This is a genomic window from Siphonobacter sp. SORGH_AS_1065, assembly GCF_030818595.1.
Taxonomy (GTDB): domain Bacteria; phylum Bacteroidota; class Bacteroidia; order Cytophagales; family Spirosomataceae; genus Siphonobacter.
Map to the genome: position 1 here is coordinate 4,526,233 of NZ_JAUTAM010000004.1, position 17,514 is coordinate 4,543,746.

The 17,514-nt window shown below is 44.5% G+C and carries 13 protein-coding genes; 6 read left to right on the forward strand and 7 right to left on the reverse strand.

Features of this window, described 5'->3' with window-relative positions:
- Positions 1-96: 96 nt before the first annotated feature.
- The 3 genes from QE390_RS19585 to QE390_RS19595 form a co-directional block, all read right to left on the reverse strand.
- Positions 97-2,241 carry a carboxy terminal-processing peptidase gene (locus tag QE390_RS19585; RefSeq protein ID WP_307143419.1) on the reverse strand — a complete coding sequence of 715 codons (2,145 nt, stop codon included), beginning with the start codon at positions 2,239-2,241 and terminating at the stop codon, positions 97-99.
- A gap of 144 nt (positions 2,242-2,385) precedes the next feature.
- Positions 2,386-3,156: an FKBP-type peptidyl-prolyl cis-trans isomerase gene (locus QE390_RS19590; RefSeq protein WP_106635891.1), complete on the reverse strand. Its 771-nt coding sequence runs from the start codon at positions 3,154-3,156 to the stop codon at positions 2,386-2,388.
- Positions 3,157-3,782: 626 nt separating this feature from the next.
- Positions 3,783-6,764: a DUF5689 domain-containing protein gene (locus tag QE390_RS19595; RefSeq protein ID WP_307143420.1), complete on the reverse strand. Its 2,982-nt coding sequence runs from the start codon at positions 6,762-6,764 to the stop codon at positions 3,783-3,785.
- Between the two features lie 469 nt (positions 6,765-7,233).
- Here QE390_RS19595 and atpA point away from each other — a divergent pair, with 469 nt between their 5' ends.
- From atpA to QE390_RS19620, 5 genes are all read left to right on the forward strand, one after another.
- Positions 7,234-8,823 (forward strand): F0F1 ATP synthase subunit alpha, encoded by a 1,590-nt coding sequence (atpA, locus tag QE390_RS19600; RefSeq protein ID WP_106635888.1) that lies wholly within the window; start codon positions 7,234-7,236, stop codon positions 8,821-8,823.
- Between the two features lie 80 nt (positions 8,824-8,903).
- Entirely contained in the window at positions 8,904-9,785 is an 882-nt protein-coding gene (gene atpG / locus QE390_RS19605) for an ATP synthase F1 subunit gamma (protein WP_106635887.1), read from the forward strand.
- A gap of 224 nt (positions 9,786-10,009) precedes the next feature.
- Positions 10,010-10,972, forward strand: a complete 963-nt coding sequence (locus tag QE390_RS19610) for an alpha-E domain-containing protein (protein ID WP_106635886.1) — start codon at positions 10,010-10,012, stop codon at positions 10,970-10,972.
- Between the two features lie 141 nt (positions 10,973-11,113).
- Complete coding sequence (locus QE390_RS19615; RefSeq protein WP_307143421.1) at positions 11,114-11,860, forward strand: peptidase; 747 nt, start codon at positions 11,114-11,116, stop codon at positions 11,858-11,860.
- Between the two features lie 222 nt (positions 11,861-12,082).
- Positions 12,083-12,934, forward strand: coding sequence for a transglutaminase family protein (locus tag QE390_RS19620; protein ID WP_106635885.1), 852 nt, complete (start codon positions 12,083-12,085; stop codon positions 12,932-12,934).
- Between the two features lie 5 nt (positions 12,935-12,939).
- On the opposite strand, the gene QE390_RS19625 is transcribed toward QE390_RS19620, so the two are convergent.
- The 4 genes from QE390_RS19625 to QE390_RS19640 form a co-directional block, all read right to left on the reverse strand.
- A complete protein-coding gene (locus tag QE390_RS19625) occupies positions 12,940-13,191 on the reverse strand; it encodes a NifU family protein (RefSeq protein WP_106635884.1) in 252 nt (83 codons plus the stop codon).
- A 90-nt stretch (positions 13,192-13,281) separates the two neighbouring features.
- Complete coding sequence (locus QE390_RS19630; protein ID WP_106635883.1) at positions 13,282-14,391, reverse strand: Mrp/NBP35 family ATP-binding protein; 1,110 nt, start codon at positions 14,389-14,391, stop codon at positions 13,282-13,284.
- 123 nt (positions 14,392-14,514) lie between these two features.
- Positions 14,515-15,495 (reverse strand): GSCFA domain-containing protein, encoded by a 981-nt coding sequence (locus QE390_RS19635; protein WP_307143422.1) that lies wholly within the window; start codon positions 15,493-15,495, stop codon positions 14,515-14,517.
- 53 nt (positions 15,496-15,548) lie between these two features.
- The gene (locus QE390_RS19640; RefSeq protein ID WP_307143423.1) at positions 15,549-16,229 is read right to left on the reverse strand and encodes a YggS family pyridoxal phosphate-dependent enzyme; all 681 of its coding nucleotides are present in this window, start codon (positions 16,227-16,229) and stop codon (positions 15,549-15,551) included.
- A gap of 161 nt (positions 16,230-16,390) precedes the next feature.
- Between QE390_RS19640 and QE390_RS19645 the strand changes: the two genes are divergently transcribed.
- A complete protein-coding gene (locus QE390_RS19645) occupies positions 16,391-17,365 on the forward strand; it encodes a hypothetical protein (RefSeq protein WP_307143424.1) in 975 nt (324 codons plus the stop codon).
- The last annotated feature ends 149 nt before the right edge of the window (positions 17,366-17,514 follow it).

Sequence of the window (17,514 nt, forward strand, 5' to 3'; positions counted from 1 at the left end):
ATTTATGATCGCTGCAAAAGTCAGGTAAATTTTGAAATCCACAAAAAAAGGGAGCTGAACATTCATGTCCAGCTCCCTTTTAATCGACTATCGGTATTATTTTAGAGAAATCCAGTCTGCTAAAATCCGAATGGACTCTTTTAGCTCGGCGTCTTCCTTGAATTTAGAAATGAAATTTTCTTTCATCTTCTGACGAATATCAGCCGAAGCAACGTCCTGGCCAGGCATTCCTCCACCGGCAGTGCCAAGTTGGGTTAACTTATCGCCCAGCAGCACTACTTCATAAGGATTAGGTTTACCTTCTCCGAGTTTAGCCAGCTCGTCTTTCCGCTTTTTCGCCTCTTCCATTTCCTTCCGACGATTCGCTTCGTTCAACGAAAGCAAGGTCTTGTCTTTATTTTTCTGGAAGTCCGAAACTTCAGCCGTCAGGCGTAATAGATCGGGATCCGCCTTATAACGTTCGTTGTACTTCGTCCGCAGTTTTTCAAGGGTCTTTGGATCTACATTGGTGTATTCCGTAAACACACTTGGTTTGATCTGATCCCAGGGCAAAGCCGTTGGTTGAGAGCTTTCACCGAATTCTTCGGCACTGAAACGAGAAGGTAACTCAATATCTGGCGTAACTCCTTTATGTTGCGTACTGCTACCCGTAATCCGGTAGAACTTGGCACGCGTCATTTTCAGTAACCCTACTTTTTCCGTTTCCTTGGGCAGGAATTGGTTCAGATCAAGTAACTGCTGAACAGTCCCTTTACCGTAAGTCGTTCCTCCAATCACCAGACCACGTTTGTAATCCTGAATAGCTCCAGCAAAAATCTCGGAAGCGGAGGCACTAAAACGGTTTACGATAACCGCCAGCGGACCTGCATATACCTGTTGTGGATCTGGATCATCATCGGCATCGATACGACCCATGGCATCTTTCACCTGAACAACCGGACCGTCTTTAATGAACAAGCCCGTCAGTTTGATCGCTTCATCCAGTGAACCACCGCCATTATAGCGTAAATCCAGCACAACTCCGTCTACTTTAGCCTGCTTAAACTGTTCCAGGAAACGCTGAACATCACGGCTGGTTGAAGTATAATCCTTATCGCCTTTCCGCATTTCTTCAAAGTTTTGATAGAAACCGGGCAGGGTAATGACTCCCATGCGATATTCCTTATTACCGTAAGTCATCGGAACGATTTCTGCTTTCGCTACACCGTCCTCCAGCTTCACTTTATCGCGAACAATTTTGATTTCATGAGGCTGACTTCCGGGAAGAGCATCTGGCTTCAGAATATTCAGCCGAACCGTTGTGCCTTTAGGGCCACGAATCAGTTTCACCACATCATCCAATGCCCAGCCAACTACGTCAACCATCTGGCCATTTGTGCCCTGAGCTACCCCTACGATGCGGTCATTCTCACGAACCTGACCACTTTTCATAGCCGGACCGCCGGGTACTAATTCACGGATTTTCGTGTAATCATTTTCAGGCGTTAAAGTAGCCCCGATTCCTTCAAAAGATTGAGCCATTTCATCCTTGAAACGAGAGGCATCCGGCGGAGCCATGTAACTCGTGTGCGGATCAATCACTTCAGCAAAGGAATTCATGAAGGACTGAAAAACGTAATCGCTCTTTACCTTACTGGTTTGCTTGTCAAGGTTCACGTAACGATCCTTAATCAGTCGGTAAATAGCGGTGTCTTTCTTACCCTGAAGTTTATAATCCAGAGCCTGACTCTTCACAATTTTACGCCACAAATCATCCAGCTCGGCTGTGCTATTAGCCCACTGAGCTTTGTCACGATTGGTTTCGTAAGACTCGTCTTTGCTAAAATCAAAAGGCTTATCTGTCAGCTTACTAACGTAGGCCATACGTTCGTGAAAACGTTTCATGAACAGATTGAACAGATCATACGCCGGGGTAAGGTTACCAGCCTGAAGGTAATCATCAATCTGGTAGCGGTACTTTTCAAAGGCCTGTACGTCAGAAGCCAGCAAGTAGGCTTTACCATTATCCACTTCCTTCAGGTAATTCGTCCAAACTTTAGAGGAGAGCGAATCATCCAGTGGCATTCGGCGGTAGTGGTATGAAGAAAGAATGGTGGTGACTACTTTTTCAACTTCTTTCTGAGAAGCCGTAGGTACTAAAACAGTGGGTTGATCCGAGCTGAAGTGCTGGGATTCAGAGGGATGTTCTCGTTGAAACCCCAATAACACCAGCGGCACAAAGGCGAGCAAATAGCTTTTCATAGACATGTTATCTTGAGGCATTAATCGTCGGAAAATGTGGGTATTAATCGGCAAAGAGTATCTAAAAAAACAATACCCGACATTTACCCCGTTGCTTCTATTTAATCTTTGCTATAGGGATCGGGGGTTCAAACCAACGACTCTTTACTTTTCAATTTCTAATAATTCAACATCAAAAATCAGAGCTGAATACGGGGGAATCTGACCAGCGGCACGTTCGCCGTACGCCAACTGATAAGGGATGTAAAAACGGAATTTAGAACCCACTGGCATTAACTGTAAGCCTTCCTGCCAGCCCTGAATCACCCCGTTCAGTGGGAAGCTAATCGGTTCGCCACGTTCCACGGAGCTATCAAATACGGTTCCGTCAATTAAAGTACCGTGGTAATGCGTTTTTACTTTATCAGCCAGGGTTGGTTTTGCCCCATTACCCTGTTTCAAAATCTTGTATTCCAGTCCACTAGACGTAGTAACAACACTATCTTTCGTTTTGTTCTCTGCCAGGAATTTTTCTCCAGCCAAACGATTAGGCTCAAATTTCTTTGCGTTTTCAGCCTGAGCTTTAGCCTGCTCTGCTTCCTGCGAAGAACGCATTTTGGCACTGAAATTGGCAAGGGTGCTTTGGTATTGCTCCTGGGTCAGAGCGTATTTTTCATCCTTGGAATCCCGAACGGCTTTAGCCACCAGATCCAGGTTCAGATTAGTCAGCGAAGGGTTTTTCAGGCTACGGGCAATGTCCATACCAATGGCATAACTCACGGAATCCATCGACGTTTTCAAAGCAGACGCGGGGGACACAGCCGTCTTTGCAGCTACTGGTTTTTTAGCTACGGGTTTAGGAGCGGGTTTCTTCGTTTGTGCAAGGGCCGTTAACGAACAGGACACCAGAATAATAGCAATACTACTTTTTTTCATGAAGCAAACTTACTGATTTTGAAGTACAGGCCTTCTCAGAAAGGGATAGTTGGTAGTGAAATAAATTAAACGAACGAAGATAGAAATTACTTTTAATACCTACCTAAAACGTTAGCAATTGATGAAAATTATAGCGTAAAAAGGAAATTTGGCTTCCCTTCTTCCTAATAAATCTTAATACCGTGCCTGTATTGCCAAATTTTAACAAAAAAGCCGGAAATCCATTGCTGAATTTCCGGCTTTTGCTTTCTCGCTTAACTTTTCAGTTGGTTTGATACGTGAGTTTACCCCTGTTTACCAGTTTTTTCGCAAAGAACACGCCTTTGTATTCCAGGCAAGTGGCTTCGAAAGCCTTTCCCGACAGAGGGTATATTAACTCCTCCAACCTGGCATCTCGAACAGAAAGAGACCTTACTATAAGATTTGAGATACCCTTTTCCTGCTTGAAAGTTAATGGAAAGCAAGTAAGTTCCTTCACTCTAGATGACTGGTTCGGGGTATAAATGTAATCCTTTAACGATCTTCTCGAACAAAAGGCAAAATCACGGTTTCATCATTTTCATTTTTAGATAGCCTTTACGTTTGTTTCTCACTCTCTCCAGCAACTACTGAAAATTACGAGTTACTTATTGTTTAACTACTTTTCTGTAAGTTGTTGAATGAGCTGTACTAATCTTCAATAGGTATGAACCCGAAGCCAGCTCCGTCATTTGTATTTCGTTCGTCGAAGACTTTTTCAATAATACTCCTGACAAGCTATACAACTGAACTTCAACCAGGCCCTTGCTATCTACTCTAATGACATTAGCAGTCGGGTTCGGGCCTACCCGCAGGGCGTCTACTTCAACGGAGATTGCTCGTGAAACTTCAGCATTCCCATTCAGATCCATTTGCTTCAGGCGGTAATAATTCAGGCCACTTCCGGGGGTTTCGTCTAGGTACTGATAGCGAACTACCGAAGTACTATTTCCTTTACCTGTTACGTTTGCTAATGTTTCAAAGTTCTGTCCGTCCTTACTCCGCTGAATTTCGAAATGGCTGTTGTTCTTTTCGCTCGCCGTAGCCCAGGTTAATTCCACCTGCTCCGCTTCGTTTAACTTTCCTTTGAAGTCCAGCCAGGTTACCGGAGTTGGATTATCAGCGGTGATTGATAATTGTGTAAACGTAGGATAGTGATCTGTAGTCGTATTAGCATAGTTACTCACGCTAGGACGCAGCGAGTAAATGCCATCTACCGAAACAACACTTGCCAGCGTACGCCCCCCTGCATTTGTAGAAACGATTTCATTTGAAACGAAAGCGTGATCGATATAATCAGAATAGCTAACCGTACTGGCACAACCAGCAGTACTGAAAATCCGCGACAGACAGCTCCAGTTGGCATTAGGACGCGTATCGGCGATGTTGGTCGTAGCGGGGTTCGCATACAGGAAAGCCTTTATACTACTGATTTGGTTGCTTCCCGCGATGGACTGATCTACGTCGTCGTTGAAGTCACCAGCCATGATGATTTTTTCCGAAGCAAATTGTGCCTGCAAGGAATCATATAGCACTTTATAATCATAAACACGACGGTCATACGAAGCCACGTCTGAACCCGACTTGGCATGTAACACGATGAAGTTCATTCGGGTAGCTTCGGTTGCAGAATTCAGCTTTACGTCTGCCTGGAACAGGAACGGTAAACGACCAGAAGCCCAGAATTGTGAATTATTACCCGTAGGATAGTTCGTTACGGGAGCGTTCGTCAGTAAGGGACGAGAAGCCACTTTCGTGATCTGATCCGTACGATAAATGATACAAACCCGCTGCCCCATTGGATCAGGGCTGGCAACTTCTGAATACGAATAACGTGAAGAACACTCACCCGCATACTGACGAGTAGGATACGTAGCATTCAGGCCCTGAATTAACGCTCCGAATGAAGTGGAAGGATCGGAAGGGTTAGCCGCATTATAACTACAAACCTCCTGCAACATGAATACGTCCGAGCCAATGTTACTCAGTACGGTTTTCACGTTGTTCAACTGAAGCGTTTCGTTGGTGGGGCCATACTGCGTATTTCCTAGCCATTCCACGTTCCAGTTGGTTACTTCCAGTTTAGTTTCACTCGTCGAAGCCGTAGCCGTTCCGCAGCTTCCCCCCTGTAGAGGCGTTGAGCCAGGAACGTCTTCTACCGAACGGGGTAAGATTTGACAGCCATTATTAAAGATCGTTACGACACCCGTTGGTTTGAAAGCGGCAGAGGGGCGAGTCGCTCCTGAGAGATTCGTCGAACTTAAAACTCGCATAATAAGCCCGTTACTTAACGTATAGTTCGTATTGGATCCAAGAAAGGTTGTTCCTGCGGGACTCGAAACGGTTACATCTTCATTCAGAGTAATCAATTCTCCCTGATGGTTACATAAATCAGCAGGTGCAATGACCAGCGGAGTTACTGGATTATTAGCTGCCGTCGTCTTTTGAAAACAAGTTAAAGAAGCCAGTTCTTTTTCAGTATTGTATTCGGTAAGGTTTCCGGTCACTTGAACTTCATCTCCAACCCGAAGCTCTTCAGGTTGTTTGCCTGCGTTATCGTAAATTAAAATTCCGCCCGTAGCATCCTGAATATAAATGTTAGTACTGGAAAAAATCCCTGTAATTCTACCCGTCACCGTGAAGGTAGCCCCAACTGAACCAGCCCGAGCCGAAGAAATAGGGACAGATGCGGCGGCACAAGGCTCAGTACCCGTAGGCACTTGAGATACATAACCACTTACTTTTACTACTACGTTAGCCGTTCCACCGGAAATAGTAAGATCACTTGTTCCAGAAGAAGGATAGGCACCCACGGGCAGTCCTGTCTTCAGGCGAACGTACACGGGTGTACTGGCTAAAGCATTACTACCGTAAGATACCGAGAGGGTGTTACTGAAAGTGGTATTATCTAATGAAATCTCAAAATTTTCAGGAGCAGTCAATGCAATAGAACCGCTGGCCGGATTAAGATTACGCCCCGACAAATTGAATGTTTTAGCATTCGATACGCTACTACCTTCTTCGTACGTCAGAGAAGAAACGGAAGATACGGAAGTCAATAAGGTAGGGGCAACACTATACCCTGTAAACAGGAAATCATCAATTCTGTGGTTACCACCATTAGAATTACCACTTTTTTTAATAATCCGAATTTTTACATTAGCATTATTATCATAGTCCGTAGCATTTCCCGGCGTGCTAAAAGATATTTTACCGCAGGTAGTCGTTAAACTATAAGTACCTAATTCTACAAAGTTGCTCCCCGTATTGCCTGAAGAGATTTGAACGGCTAATACGTCACTCGTTCCGGTATTAGATGTTCTTGAATTGAAGCTGATCGTGAACGGACCGGTAAAGCCCGAAGTACTAGCGGCTATTTCAATATAATCGCCTGGGTCCCAGCTTTGAGCAGAATACCCGTCACCGGTACAGCCATTTTTCCCGATACTTGATAAACCACTGGCAGTCCAGCTACCTGCTGCGGGCGACTTTGTCGTAAAATCATACGACAAAATGGAATCCTGGGCAAAGCTTTGAAAATAACAGCTAAGGAAAAAGGCTGTTACAAAGAATTGTAAAAGTTTGTTCATGAGTGATTGATTAGTGTTCCAACTTAAGCAAATTTATCAATCACTCTAGAGTACTATATACTAAGTTTAATTAAGAAAACGTTAATTAGTAATAATTATTCATAAACATCAATTAATTCATACTTAAATCCTATTAAGAGCCTTATAACTTTTAGTACGCGGCTTGTATAATGGTTTCAGATTACTTATGAAGTTCCACTATATCTCTCGCGGCTCTATTACGAATCTATCTATACGTCAAAGAGATGAACTGTACTAAATACTTTATCTGTAAATTCAAATTATAAGTTTGCCTACAAACGCATTTTCTAAGAAAAGTATAAAATAAAGACAGGAAAAAGTTTCGATTACCTACGGAAAATCAAATTTCGTCGCTAATTTTGCGGGCGATTTCAGAGTTCATACTCTTTCCACACTCTGAAAACAGATTAATAACTCTGAGTTTCATATAACTTTCCAATACTGCTGTATGGCATCAGTTAGACCCGACGAGGTATCGGCGATATTACGGGAGCAACTTTCCGGAGCAAAGTCTGCCGCCGAACTCGAAGAAGTGGGTACGGTCCTCCAGATCGGTGACGGTGTGGCCCGTATTTACGGACTTTCAAATGTACAAGCCGGTGAGCTGCTCGCCTTTGAAAATGGCGTTAAAGCTCTGGCTCTTAACCTCGAAGAAGACAATGTCGGGGCCGTGTTATTAGGTGATTCTTCTGACATTAAAGAAGGTGATACCGTAAAACGGACTCGTCAAATCGCCTCCATCCGCGTGGGTGAAGGTATGCTTGGTCGTGTGGTTAATACCCTGGGCGAGCCTATCGACGGCAATGGCCCTATCGCTGGTCAATTATACGATATGCCTATCGAGCGTAAAGCTCCCGGCGTTATCTATCGCCAGCCTGTAACCGAACCGCTGCAATCAGGTATCAAAGCAATCGACGCCATGATTCCTGTAGGCCGTGGCCAACGGGAATTGATCATCGGTGACCGTCAAACGGGTAAAACTACCGTAGCGATCGATACCATCATTAACCAGAAAGAATTCTACGAAGCAGGTCAGCCTGTGTATTGTATCTACGTGGCCTGCGGTCAGAAAGCTTCTACTATTAAACAGGTAGAACAAGCTCTTCGTAAAGCTGGTGCGATGGATTACACCGTGATCGTAGCCGCTGGTGCGTCTGACTCTGCTCCTATGCAGTTCTATGCTCCTTTTACGGGTGCTGCTATCGGTGAATTCTTCCGTGACTCAGGTCGTCCTGCTCTGGTCGTTTATGACGACTTATCGAAACAGGCCGTTGCTTACCGTACGGTTTCTCTGCTCCTTCGTCGTCCCCCCGGACGTGAAGCATACCCCGGAGACGTATTCTACCTGCACAGCCGTTTATTAGAGCGTGCCGCGAAAATCATCGCTAACGATGAGATCGCTGCTCAGATGAACGACTTACCAGAAAGCATTCGCCCCATCGTGAAAGGTGGCGGTTCGTTAACGGCCCTCCCCATCATCGAAACGCAGGCAGGTGACGTTTCTGCGTATATCCCAACGAACGTAATTTCGATTACTGACGGACAGATCTTCCTTGAGTCTAACCTCTTCAACGCTGGTATCCGCCCTGCAATCAACGTAGGTATCTCGGTAAGCCGCGTAGGTGGTAACGCTCAAATCAAGTCGATGAAGAAAGTAGCGGGTACGCTGAAACTGGATCAGGCCCAATTCCGTGAGCTCGAAGCTTTCGCGAAATTCGGTTCTGACCTCGATGCGGCTACGAAACTGACCATCGAACGCGGTCGTCGTAACCTCGAAATTCTGATTCAGAAACAAGGAGCTCCTCAACGTGTAGAAGAACAAGTGGCCATGATCCACGTTTCTACCAAGGGCTTAATCGATAAAGTTCCGGTAAATCAGGTTCGCCAATTTGAAGCTGACTTTATCAACTTACTCCGTGATCAGAACGCGGACGTATTAAAACAACTGAAAGCAGGTAAGTACGATGATGCGATCACTTCAACCCTTGAAAAAGTGGCGAAAGAAGTATCACTCAAGTACGAACTGACTGTTGCCTGATCTGATGTTCGGTAGCCCATTGTCTGATTAGACAGTGGGCTAATCTACTCTCACTATCGAACGTCTCTTCATCGAACACCATGGCTAACTTAAAAGAAGTTCGTAACCGGATTGCCTCCGTAAACTCTACCCAGCAGATCACCAAAGCCATGAAAATGGTGGCGGCGGCTAAACTGCGTAGAGCCCAGGACAGCATCATTCAGATGCGGCCTTATGCTCATAAACTGGGCGAAATGCTGCAAACCGTTTCGGCGGGGGCTGAAGGTGCTCAGGAAAATCCCTACAAACAGGAAAGACCCATCGAGCGAGTTCTCATCGTGGTCATTACCTCTGATCGCGGTCTTTGCGGTGCGTTCAATGCGAACGTAAGTAAGGCTGCCCAGACGGTTATTAATCAAAAATACGCGGCTCAGCAGCAAGCAGGCAACGTACATATTTTATCGATCGGTAAAAAAGGTGGCGAGTTCTTTACTCGTCGTGGTTACAAAGTGAACCACGCCTACGAAGATACCTTTACCCGATTGAGCTTTACCGTTGTTCGTCAGGCGGCAGAAGACATCATGGCGGCTTTCGTCAAAGGCCAGTATGATATCGTAGAAATCGTTTTCAACGAATTTAAGAACGTTGCTACGCAGGTCATTCGCGTGGAGCAATTCTTACCCATCGTTGAAAAAGAAGCAGACGATAACGCAGTAAAAGGAGATTATATTTTTGAGCCTTCGGAAGAAGAAATCATTAAAGAACTGATTCCGAAATCACTCAAAATTCAATTATACCGGGCCGTTTTAGAATCTAATGCTTCTGAACACGGTGCCCGTATGACGGCCATGGACAAGGCTACTGATAACGCAGGTGAACTTTTAAAGAACCTTCGTATTGAGTATAACCGTTCTCGCCAGGCTGCCATTACTACTGAAATCCTTGAGATTGTGGCCGGTGCGGAAGCACTTGCCGGAGCATAATCTCCCGTTCTGGTATAAGCATAGACCCTCATTCGTTTCGAGTGAGGGTTTTTTGTTACCTTTCTCTATATTGCTGATTGATCTAATCCCCTTCAGGGATTACCTAAAAAATATAGTTTTAAATAAAACGGAATATTTCAGAATATAATTTTGAAATGACTATCATTTAAACCATATTGAGCCTTATTATTATTAATTAACCGAATATTATTCCCATTCAAGCTATGCTAAGTCGCGTTGCAAATTCTATTTACTGGTTAAATCGATACGTAGAAAGAGCGGATAATTATGCCCGATTTGTAGATGTTAATTTTAATCTGATGCTGGATTTACCGCCAGATGTAGAAGAACAATGGGAGCCGCTGATCATTGCCACCGCCGACAATAAACTTTTTTATAAGCATTACGAAACCACCAGTCGGGAGAATATTATTTTCTTCATGACATTCGATCCCAAAAACCCTAATTCCATTCTAAGCTGTTTGCAAAACGCCCGCGAGAATGCCCGTACCATTCGGGAGGCCATTTCACGGGAAATGTGGGAACAGATTAATGCTTTATACTGGAAAGTTAAAGAAGCGGCCACGCAATCTAAAAATTGGGAAATGACTCATTTTCAGGATTTTTATGAGCATATCAAACTGGGCTGCCAGACGTTTTACGGGATCATTGAATCAACCATCACGCGTAACGAAGGATGGCATTTTGCCCGCCTTGGCCGAATGCTTGAAAGGGCCGATAAAACCACGCGTTTCCTGGATGTGAAATACTTTACGCTGCTGCCCGAAATAGCGGCGGTAGGCTCGCCACTCGATTTATTACTCTGGTCTTCGGTATTAAAGTCGGTTTCGGCTTATAACATGTATCGCCAGCGATTCAAGAATATGTCCCCCGCTCACATTGTAGAGTTTCTGATTCTGGAAAAAAACTTCCCCCGGTCAGTAATGCACTCGCTGAAACGAGCTGAACTTTCACTATACGAAATCTCCGGGGGATATATCGGCAACAGCTACACTAACCCAGCCGAACATTTGTTAAGTAAACTTCGCAGTGAGGTTGAATTCATGACGATCGAGGACGTTTTCAGCTCGGGCCTGCATGAATTTCTGGATAACTTCCAGTCAAAAAACAATCAGGTAGGAAAAGCGATTTTCGAAACTTATTTTGATTTAAAACCTGTCATTTAGTTTGGCAAAGGCAAGACAATCCCTTATCTATGCTCCGACAAACATTTACTTTTGTTAGGGTTTCTGTTCTCCTGTAAAAGATCAGTCATGACATTGATTACCAAAATCAAAACCTAACGCTAGAAGCACCCATTACCACTTATGACGTATTGTCTGGGCATAAAAACCAAAACTGGGCTAGTCGCTCTGGCGGATACTCGCCTCACGTCTGGTTCTGAAGTAACGACCAATAAAAAGATTTCTATTCACGAAGTAGAGCACCATTCCTTATTCATCATGACTTCCGGCCTGCGTTCCGTGCGGGATAAGGCCATTACCTATTTTCAGGAAGTTATTGCCGAAAGAGACGCGAACTTCAATAAACTATACAAGGCCGTTAATGCCTTTGGTGAGCAGGTCAGGCGAGTAGCCCGGGAGGATAAATCAGCGTTGGCCGAAGCGGGACTTTCTTTCAATTTGTACGCCATCGTGGGCGGACAATTGCAGGACGACGACGAGCATAAGTTATACATGCTTTATCCCGAAGGAAACTGGATTGAGGTGGGACCCAACACTCCTTTTTTTATCATTGGCAATACGGGCTACGGTACCCCTATCTTACGCCGGAGCCTACGCTTTGAGACTTCCCTTCAGGACGCTTTAAAAATTGGCTTTTTGTCCTTTGATTCTACGCGGGTTAGTGCGAACGATGTAGATTTTCCAATTGATGTGGCCGTTTACGAAAAAGACAGTTTTCACATGCATGAGCATCGTTTTGAAAAAGAAGACGTCGAACAAATTGCTCACCAGTGGGGAGCACTACTCCTATCGTCTGTCCAACGACTACCCAGTGACTGGATGGCTCCCATATTCGAATCTCAGAAAAACCTGGTAAGCGACCGGACTTAACTACTGAAGCTTTTGTGGCTAGAAAAAGGATAATGGACTCATTATCCTTTTTTCATTTTTACTGCAATATCCATTCAAGAGATTGCTAAAATGCGGTAGATCCATTGGATAAATAACCCATATACCATATCTTGCATGTAAGCCCTTTACCTTTCTTTCACTGCTCTCGAAGGGACTGATTGGTTTTTCTCCTTATGTTTTCCTTAAAACCTCTTAGCGTCAATGCTTTATCGTGTACGTCATCAACTGAACTATACCTATTCTTCGGCGGTAACTCTGAGTCCCCACCGGATTTATTTACAGCCTCGATCAACGGCCTTTCAGTCATTAAAGAGCACGAAAATTCAGATCTTACCGGAGCCTGACAAGACGGTTCAAATTTCTGATACCGAAGGGAATACTCAACATTTGTTATTCTTCAGCGTACCTACCAATCAACTTCAATTCATAGCTGAGTCGGAAGTAGAAACGAGCTTATCCAATCCTTTCGATTTTATTCTTTACCCCTTTGAATTTCAGAAGTTACCTATCAAGTACTCCCAAGAGGAACGGAAATTATTAACGCCGTATCTGGAAAAAGAAGGCATTACGCCCTCCGTCGAGCAGTTCACTAAACTCATTGCCACGGAATCTCGCTGGGATACCCTGCAATTCCTGATTCGACTCAATGAATTTATCAACGAAGAATTTAACTACGAAATTCGCGAAACAGGCTTCCCTCAGGAGCCGGACTATACCCTTCAGAACCGCAAAGGTTCCTGTCGCGACTATGCTAGTTTATACATGGCCTGTTGCCGGAGTCTGGGGCTGGCTTCCCGGTTTGTAAGCGGTTACTACATCGGCTCTTCAGATGCTCCGCAATACCTTCACGCCTGGGCAGAAGTATATTTACCCGGAGCAGGCTGGCGAGGTTTTGATCCTACGCAAAACTGTCTGGCAGCAGAATCACATCTAGTGCTGGCCGTTTCAGCATCCCCGGAAATGATAAGTCCGGTACACGGGAAGTATACCGGACAGGCAGAATCAAGTCTGGAGGCTACCGTAACGGTTACTCCAGCGGAAATATTATACTAATACCGTTATAAGTTCACGGCAACAATGCTTGATATTTCGGGCACCTGACGGCGGATGGCATCTTCAATGCCTCCGCGGAAGGTCATAGCTGACATAGAGCAGGACCCACAGGCTCCCAATAACTCCAGCTTAACGGTGTTATCATCCGTAATTTCGATGATACGGACATTACCACCATCGGCTTCCAAATACGGACGAATACTGTTTAAGGCCTGTTCTACTTTCCCTGATAGTGGATGTTCGAGATTCGTTTCCATTATAGTCTGATAATGCTTTTGATCTGTCTGAATTATATATTCAGAGGCAGAGTGTTCCAATAATTTATGAATACTCCTGTTTTTTGCTTCTTATACTGTCATTTCAACGGGCTTGGTCTTCTCAAGCGTTGCGTTTCGAATGGCTACCTGCTGAGCTAATTTTTCAGCCGTTTTCTGGAAAGCCACCGCCGTCAAACTATCGATTTGAGTAGCCGCAGGTTTTCCTTCGTCGCCAGCCTCACGAATACCCTGAACCAACGGAATTTCTCCTAAGAAGGGCATTTCATAATGTTCAGCCAGCCATTTACCACCGCCTTTACCAAACAGATAATACCGATTGTCAGGTAATTCAGCAGGCGTAAAATAGGCCATATTTTCGACGATTCCCAGAACCGGAACGTTAATTTGTGGCTGAAGGAACATTTGCAGTCCTTTTTTAGCATCAGCTAAAGCCACTTTCTGAGGGGTCGTAACAATGACCGCACCCGTGATTGGAGCCGACTGCACCAGCGTCAGGTGAATATCGCCCGTTCCGGGAGGTAAGTCGATTAACAAATAATCCAGTTCACCCCAGTTTACGTCCCCCATCAACTGCTTCAGAGCCTGGCTGGCCATCGGACCACGCCACACCATCGGACTGTCGGCAGGAACCAGAAATCCCATCGAAATCATTTTAATCCCATACTGAAGAATGGGATTAATCATGTTTTTACCCTCTAGTACCGTTACGGTTGGTTGCAGATCTTCCGCACCAAACATCACCGGAATCGAAGGACCATAAATGTCAGCGTCCAGAATTCCGACTTTAGCTCCTGAATTTTTCAGAGCAATCGCCAGGTTTGCCGTTACGGTCGACTTTCCTACCCCACCTTTGCCGGAAGCAATGGCGATGACGTTCTTCACCGTTGACAGTACTGTTTTATTTCCGAAAGCTGTCGTTGTTACGTCAGCCGTCATATGAATTACCACCCGTAATTCGGGGTCAACCAACTCATGAATGGCATCTTCACAACGCTGACGAATAACCTCCTTCAGGGGACAAGCCGGGGTTGTTAATACCACCGTAAAACGTACTTCACCCACGCCCAACTCCACATCCTTGATCATGTTCAAGGTAACCAAATCCTTCTTTAAGTCCGGTTCTTCAACGGTCCCTAAAGCTTTAATAATATCTTCTTTCTTAATTCGTAATTCGCCCATAAAGTAAGATTCATCAATGGAGGTTTAATCCTTTAAAACCCGCCCATTCGTAACCACAAAGGTAACCAGTAAGTTTCGTAGCACCTTGTTTATCTTCCTGTATTTCCCCTATTTAGAAGCATTTTATAGCCGGATATTGCTCAGGCGACGCTCAATCTCGCTTACTTCCATTTGCGTATTTACAGGTAATTGAAGAAAATCGGTTTTTAGTTTTTCCAGAAAGCTTTGATAAGTACCCGTGTTTGGTTGGAAAGGCCGATGGTTCAGGGCTTTAGTAAGCCGCTGCCAGTCCTTCGCAAACTGGCTCAGCTCTTTACTAAAGTACGTTTGCTGAAATTTTTCGAAGATATACTCTTCAGCCATCTCGCTGGGATGAACCAGATCGGTTTCATAAAATCGGTAATCCCGCAAATCGTCCAAGAGTAACTCATAGGCTGGGAAATAGGCAGTGTCCTGGTAATCGGTAATCAGGTAATGACAGGCCGCCCGCAGGATGGACTTACTCACTGAATTCTCCATCATGCCGTCTTTAGCATGACGTACAGGACTTACGGTTAAGAGAATACGTAAACCCGGATTTATTTGCTTCAGTAAGGTATATACGTTACCAAATTCCTTACAAATCGTTTTAACGCTTAACAAGTCTTTCGTAAAAATCCGGGCAGGCTGTTTGTGGCAGTTGGCTACGTAAGCAGGCGTATCATTGAGCTGATACACCCACGAAGAACCTAAAGTCAGAATTAATACCTGAGCTTTAGATAGACATTCTTTTAAAGACACTAACTGATTAGTAATTAGCCGATTAAGCTCTTCCTGATTAGAAGCAGATATCGAGGAATGGAAATCGTAATGCAACCACTTTCCCTCCCTTTCCAAAAATAACCGAGGATCCGCAGGCTGGTCTTTCAAGGCATTGGACAGGATTTTAAATAAGGCCACTGGGCTAAACAGCGTACCAAACGGCTGATACAAACCTGCCATTTTATACTGTTGCAAACGCGTTCCGACGACTTCAGCGAAACAGGAACCCATCGAAACGACGCTCGAATCCAGGTTGATTTTCCAATCAGAAGCAGGAATAGTGAATTCGGTTCTGAAGTTCATGGGAAAGAAAAAAAGGAAGGTCTCCAGCCTTTTTCTGAAAACCTTCCGGTTGATTATTCGGCGTATTCGCGGGCTCCAAAAATGGCACTACCTACGCGAATCAGCGTGCTTCCTTCCTGTAGGGCAGCTTCGTAATCACCGCTCATTCCCATAGAAAGTTCCTGCAACTGACAACGATCCGTCTGCGGAACCGTTGCTTTCATACGGTCAAAAAACTGCTTCAATCCCCGGAATTCCATTCGTACCTGAATGTTATCTTCGGTATTCGAAGCCATCCCCATTAACCCTACAATCCGCACATGCTGTAAACCATTCAGAGCTTCTGAATGCAGGGCCGCCTCTGCCTCCTGAAAACTGAATCCAAATTTTGTTTCTTCGGTGGCAATATGAATTTGCAATAAGCAGTCAATCACCCGTTTAGCTTTTCCAGCCTGCTTGTTAATCTCCAGCAATAATTTGAAACTATCTACGGAATGAATCAGGGATACAAAGGGAGCAATCGGCTTGACTTTATTTGTTTGCAGGTGGCCAATCATGTGCCACTGGATGTCTTCGGGAAGTTGCTTCCACTTATCTACCATCTCCTGCACTTTGTTTTCTCCAAAAATTCGGGCTCCAGCTTCGTAAGCTTCACGAAGCGTTTCTACGGGGTGAGTTTTGGTAACGGCAATCAAACGAGCTGGATACCCAGCCATGTTTTTTTTAATTGTATTCAGATTTTCAGCTACGCTCATTCTATAATTGTTTCCACAAAAGTAGTGGTAAACTCGTCAACGGCCTACCACTTTTAGGGGACAACGTTAAATTTCTAATTCGGTTTTCCTGGATAAGTTGTTGACTTGTTCCGTCTTAGCCGTAGTTTTGTCTACCCGTACCTCCATTTTATTACAAACGCATGGAACCTTACGATTATACCCGCTCAACACCACAGAAAGACTCTGACAAAAAAAATTACTTCATTGCTGCCCTTGTTGTTATGGGTGGACTTGTGGCCATTCTGGGCTTCCTGTACTTTAACGAAAGGAATGAACGGGAGACGCTTTCGTCCCGGACAGTAGCTCAACAACGCGAGATCATCAAGACCAATACCAAGCTCGACTCCATCTCGACGCAACTGGATGCTAAAATTGCTGAAATCCGTATGCTGGGTGGTAATATCGACGAGTTAATGCAACTGAAAACCAAACTCGAAATCGATAAACAAAACATCATCAACGCCACTGAAGCCGATATCAAAAAGTACGAAGCGAAGATCAAGGAATACAACGTAATTCTGGCCCAAAAGGACAAAGACATTGTTAAACTTCGGGAAGAAAACGGGCTCCTCACTACTCAAAATCAGGAACTGACGACCAATAACGAAGGACTGAAAACGGAAATCGAAAAGACCAAACAGTCTTACGGTGATTCGCTCAGCACCTTGAAGAATAACAATAAGGAACTGACTGATAAAATTAACATTGCTGCCGCTCTGAAAGCTCAGAACGTGATGGTGTATGCCATTAACTCGAACGGCAAGCAGCGGGAAAAAATCAAAGCGGATAAGATTGATCAGATTCGAATTGCTTTTGGTTTGGGCGATAATGCCCTGACCGAGAAAAACGAAAAGGAAATTTACGTACGAGTGCTGGATCCTTCGGGAGCTATTATTTCTGATATGGCGACGGGCTCCGGCACTTTTATGTATCAGAACAAGGAGATGATTTTTACCACCAAGAAAGACATTACCTATCAGGGCAATGGGCAGCAGGTGGATGTCATTTATAAACGTGGCATTCCATTCAAAAAGGGTAAACACCAGATTGAGCTGTTCTCGGAAGGCGTGAAAATTGGCGAAGGCACGTTTGAAGTGCGTAGCGGTTTGTTTTAAGGTCTTATTCAATTCAGAAATCTCAAAGCTTCAACCGGAAAGGTTGAAGCTTTTTTTGACTTAAGTTATACCGTGTATCTGCGTTAATCTTCTCTCCTACAATTAATTATAAAATATTTAAGGGGAGGGTTTTATTATTATAGATAAAG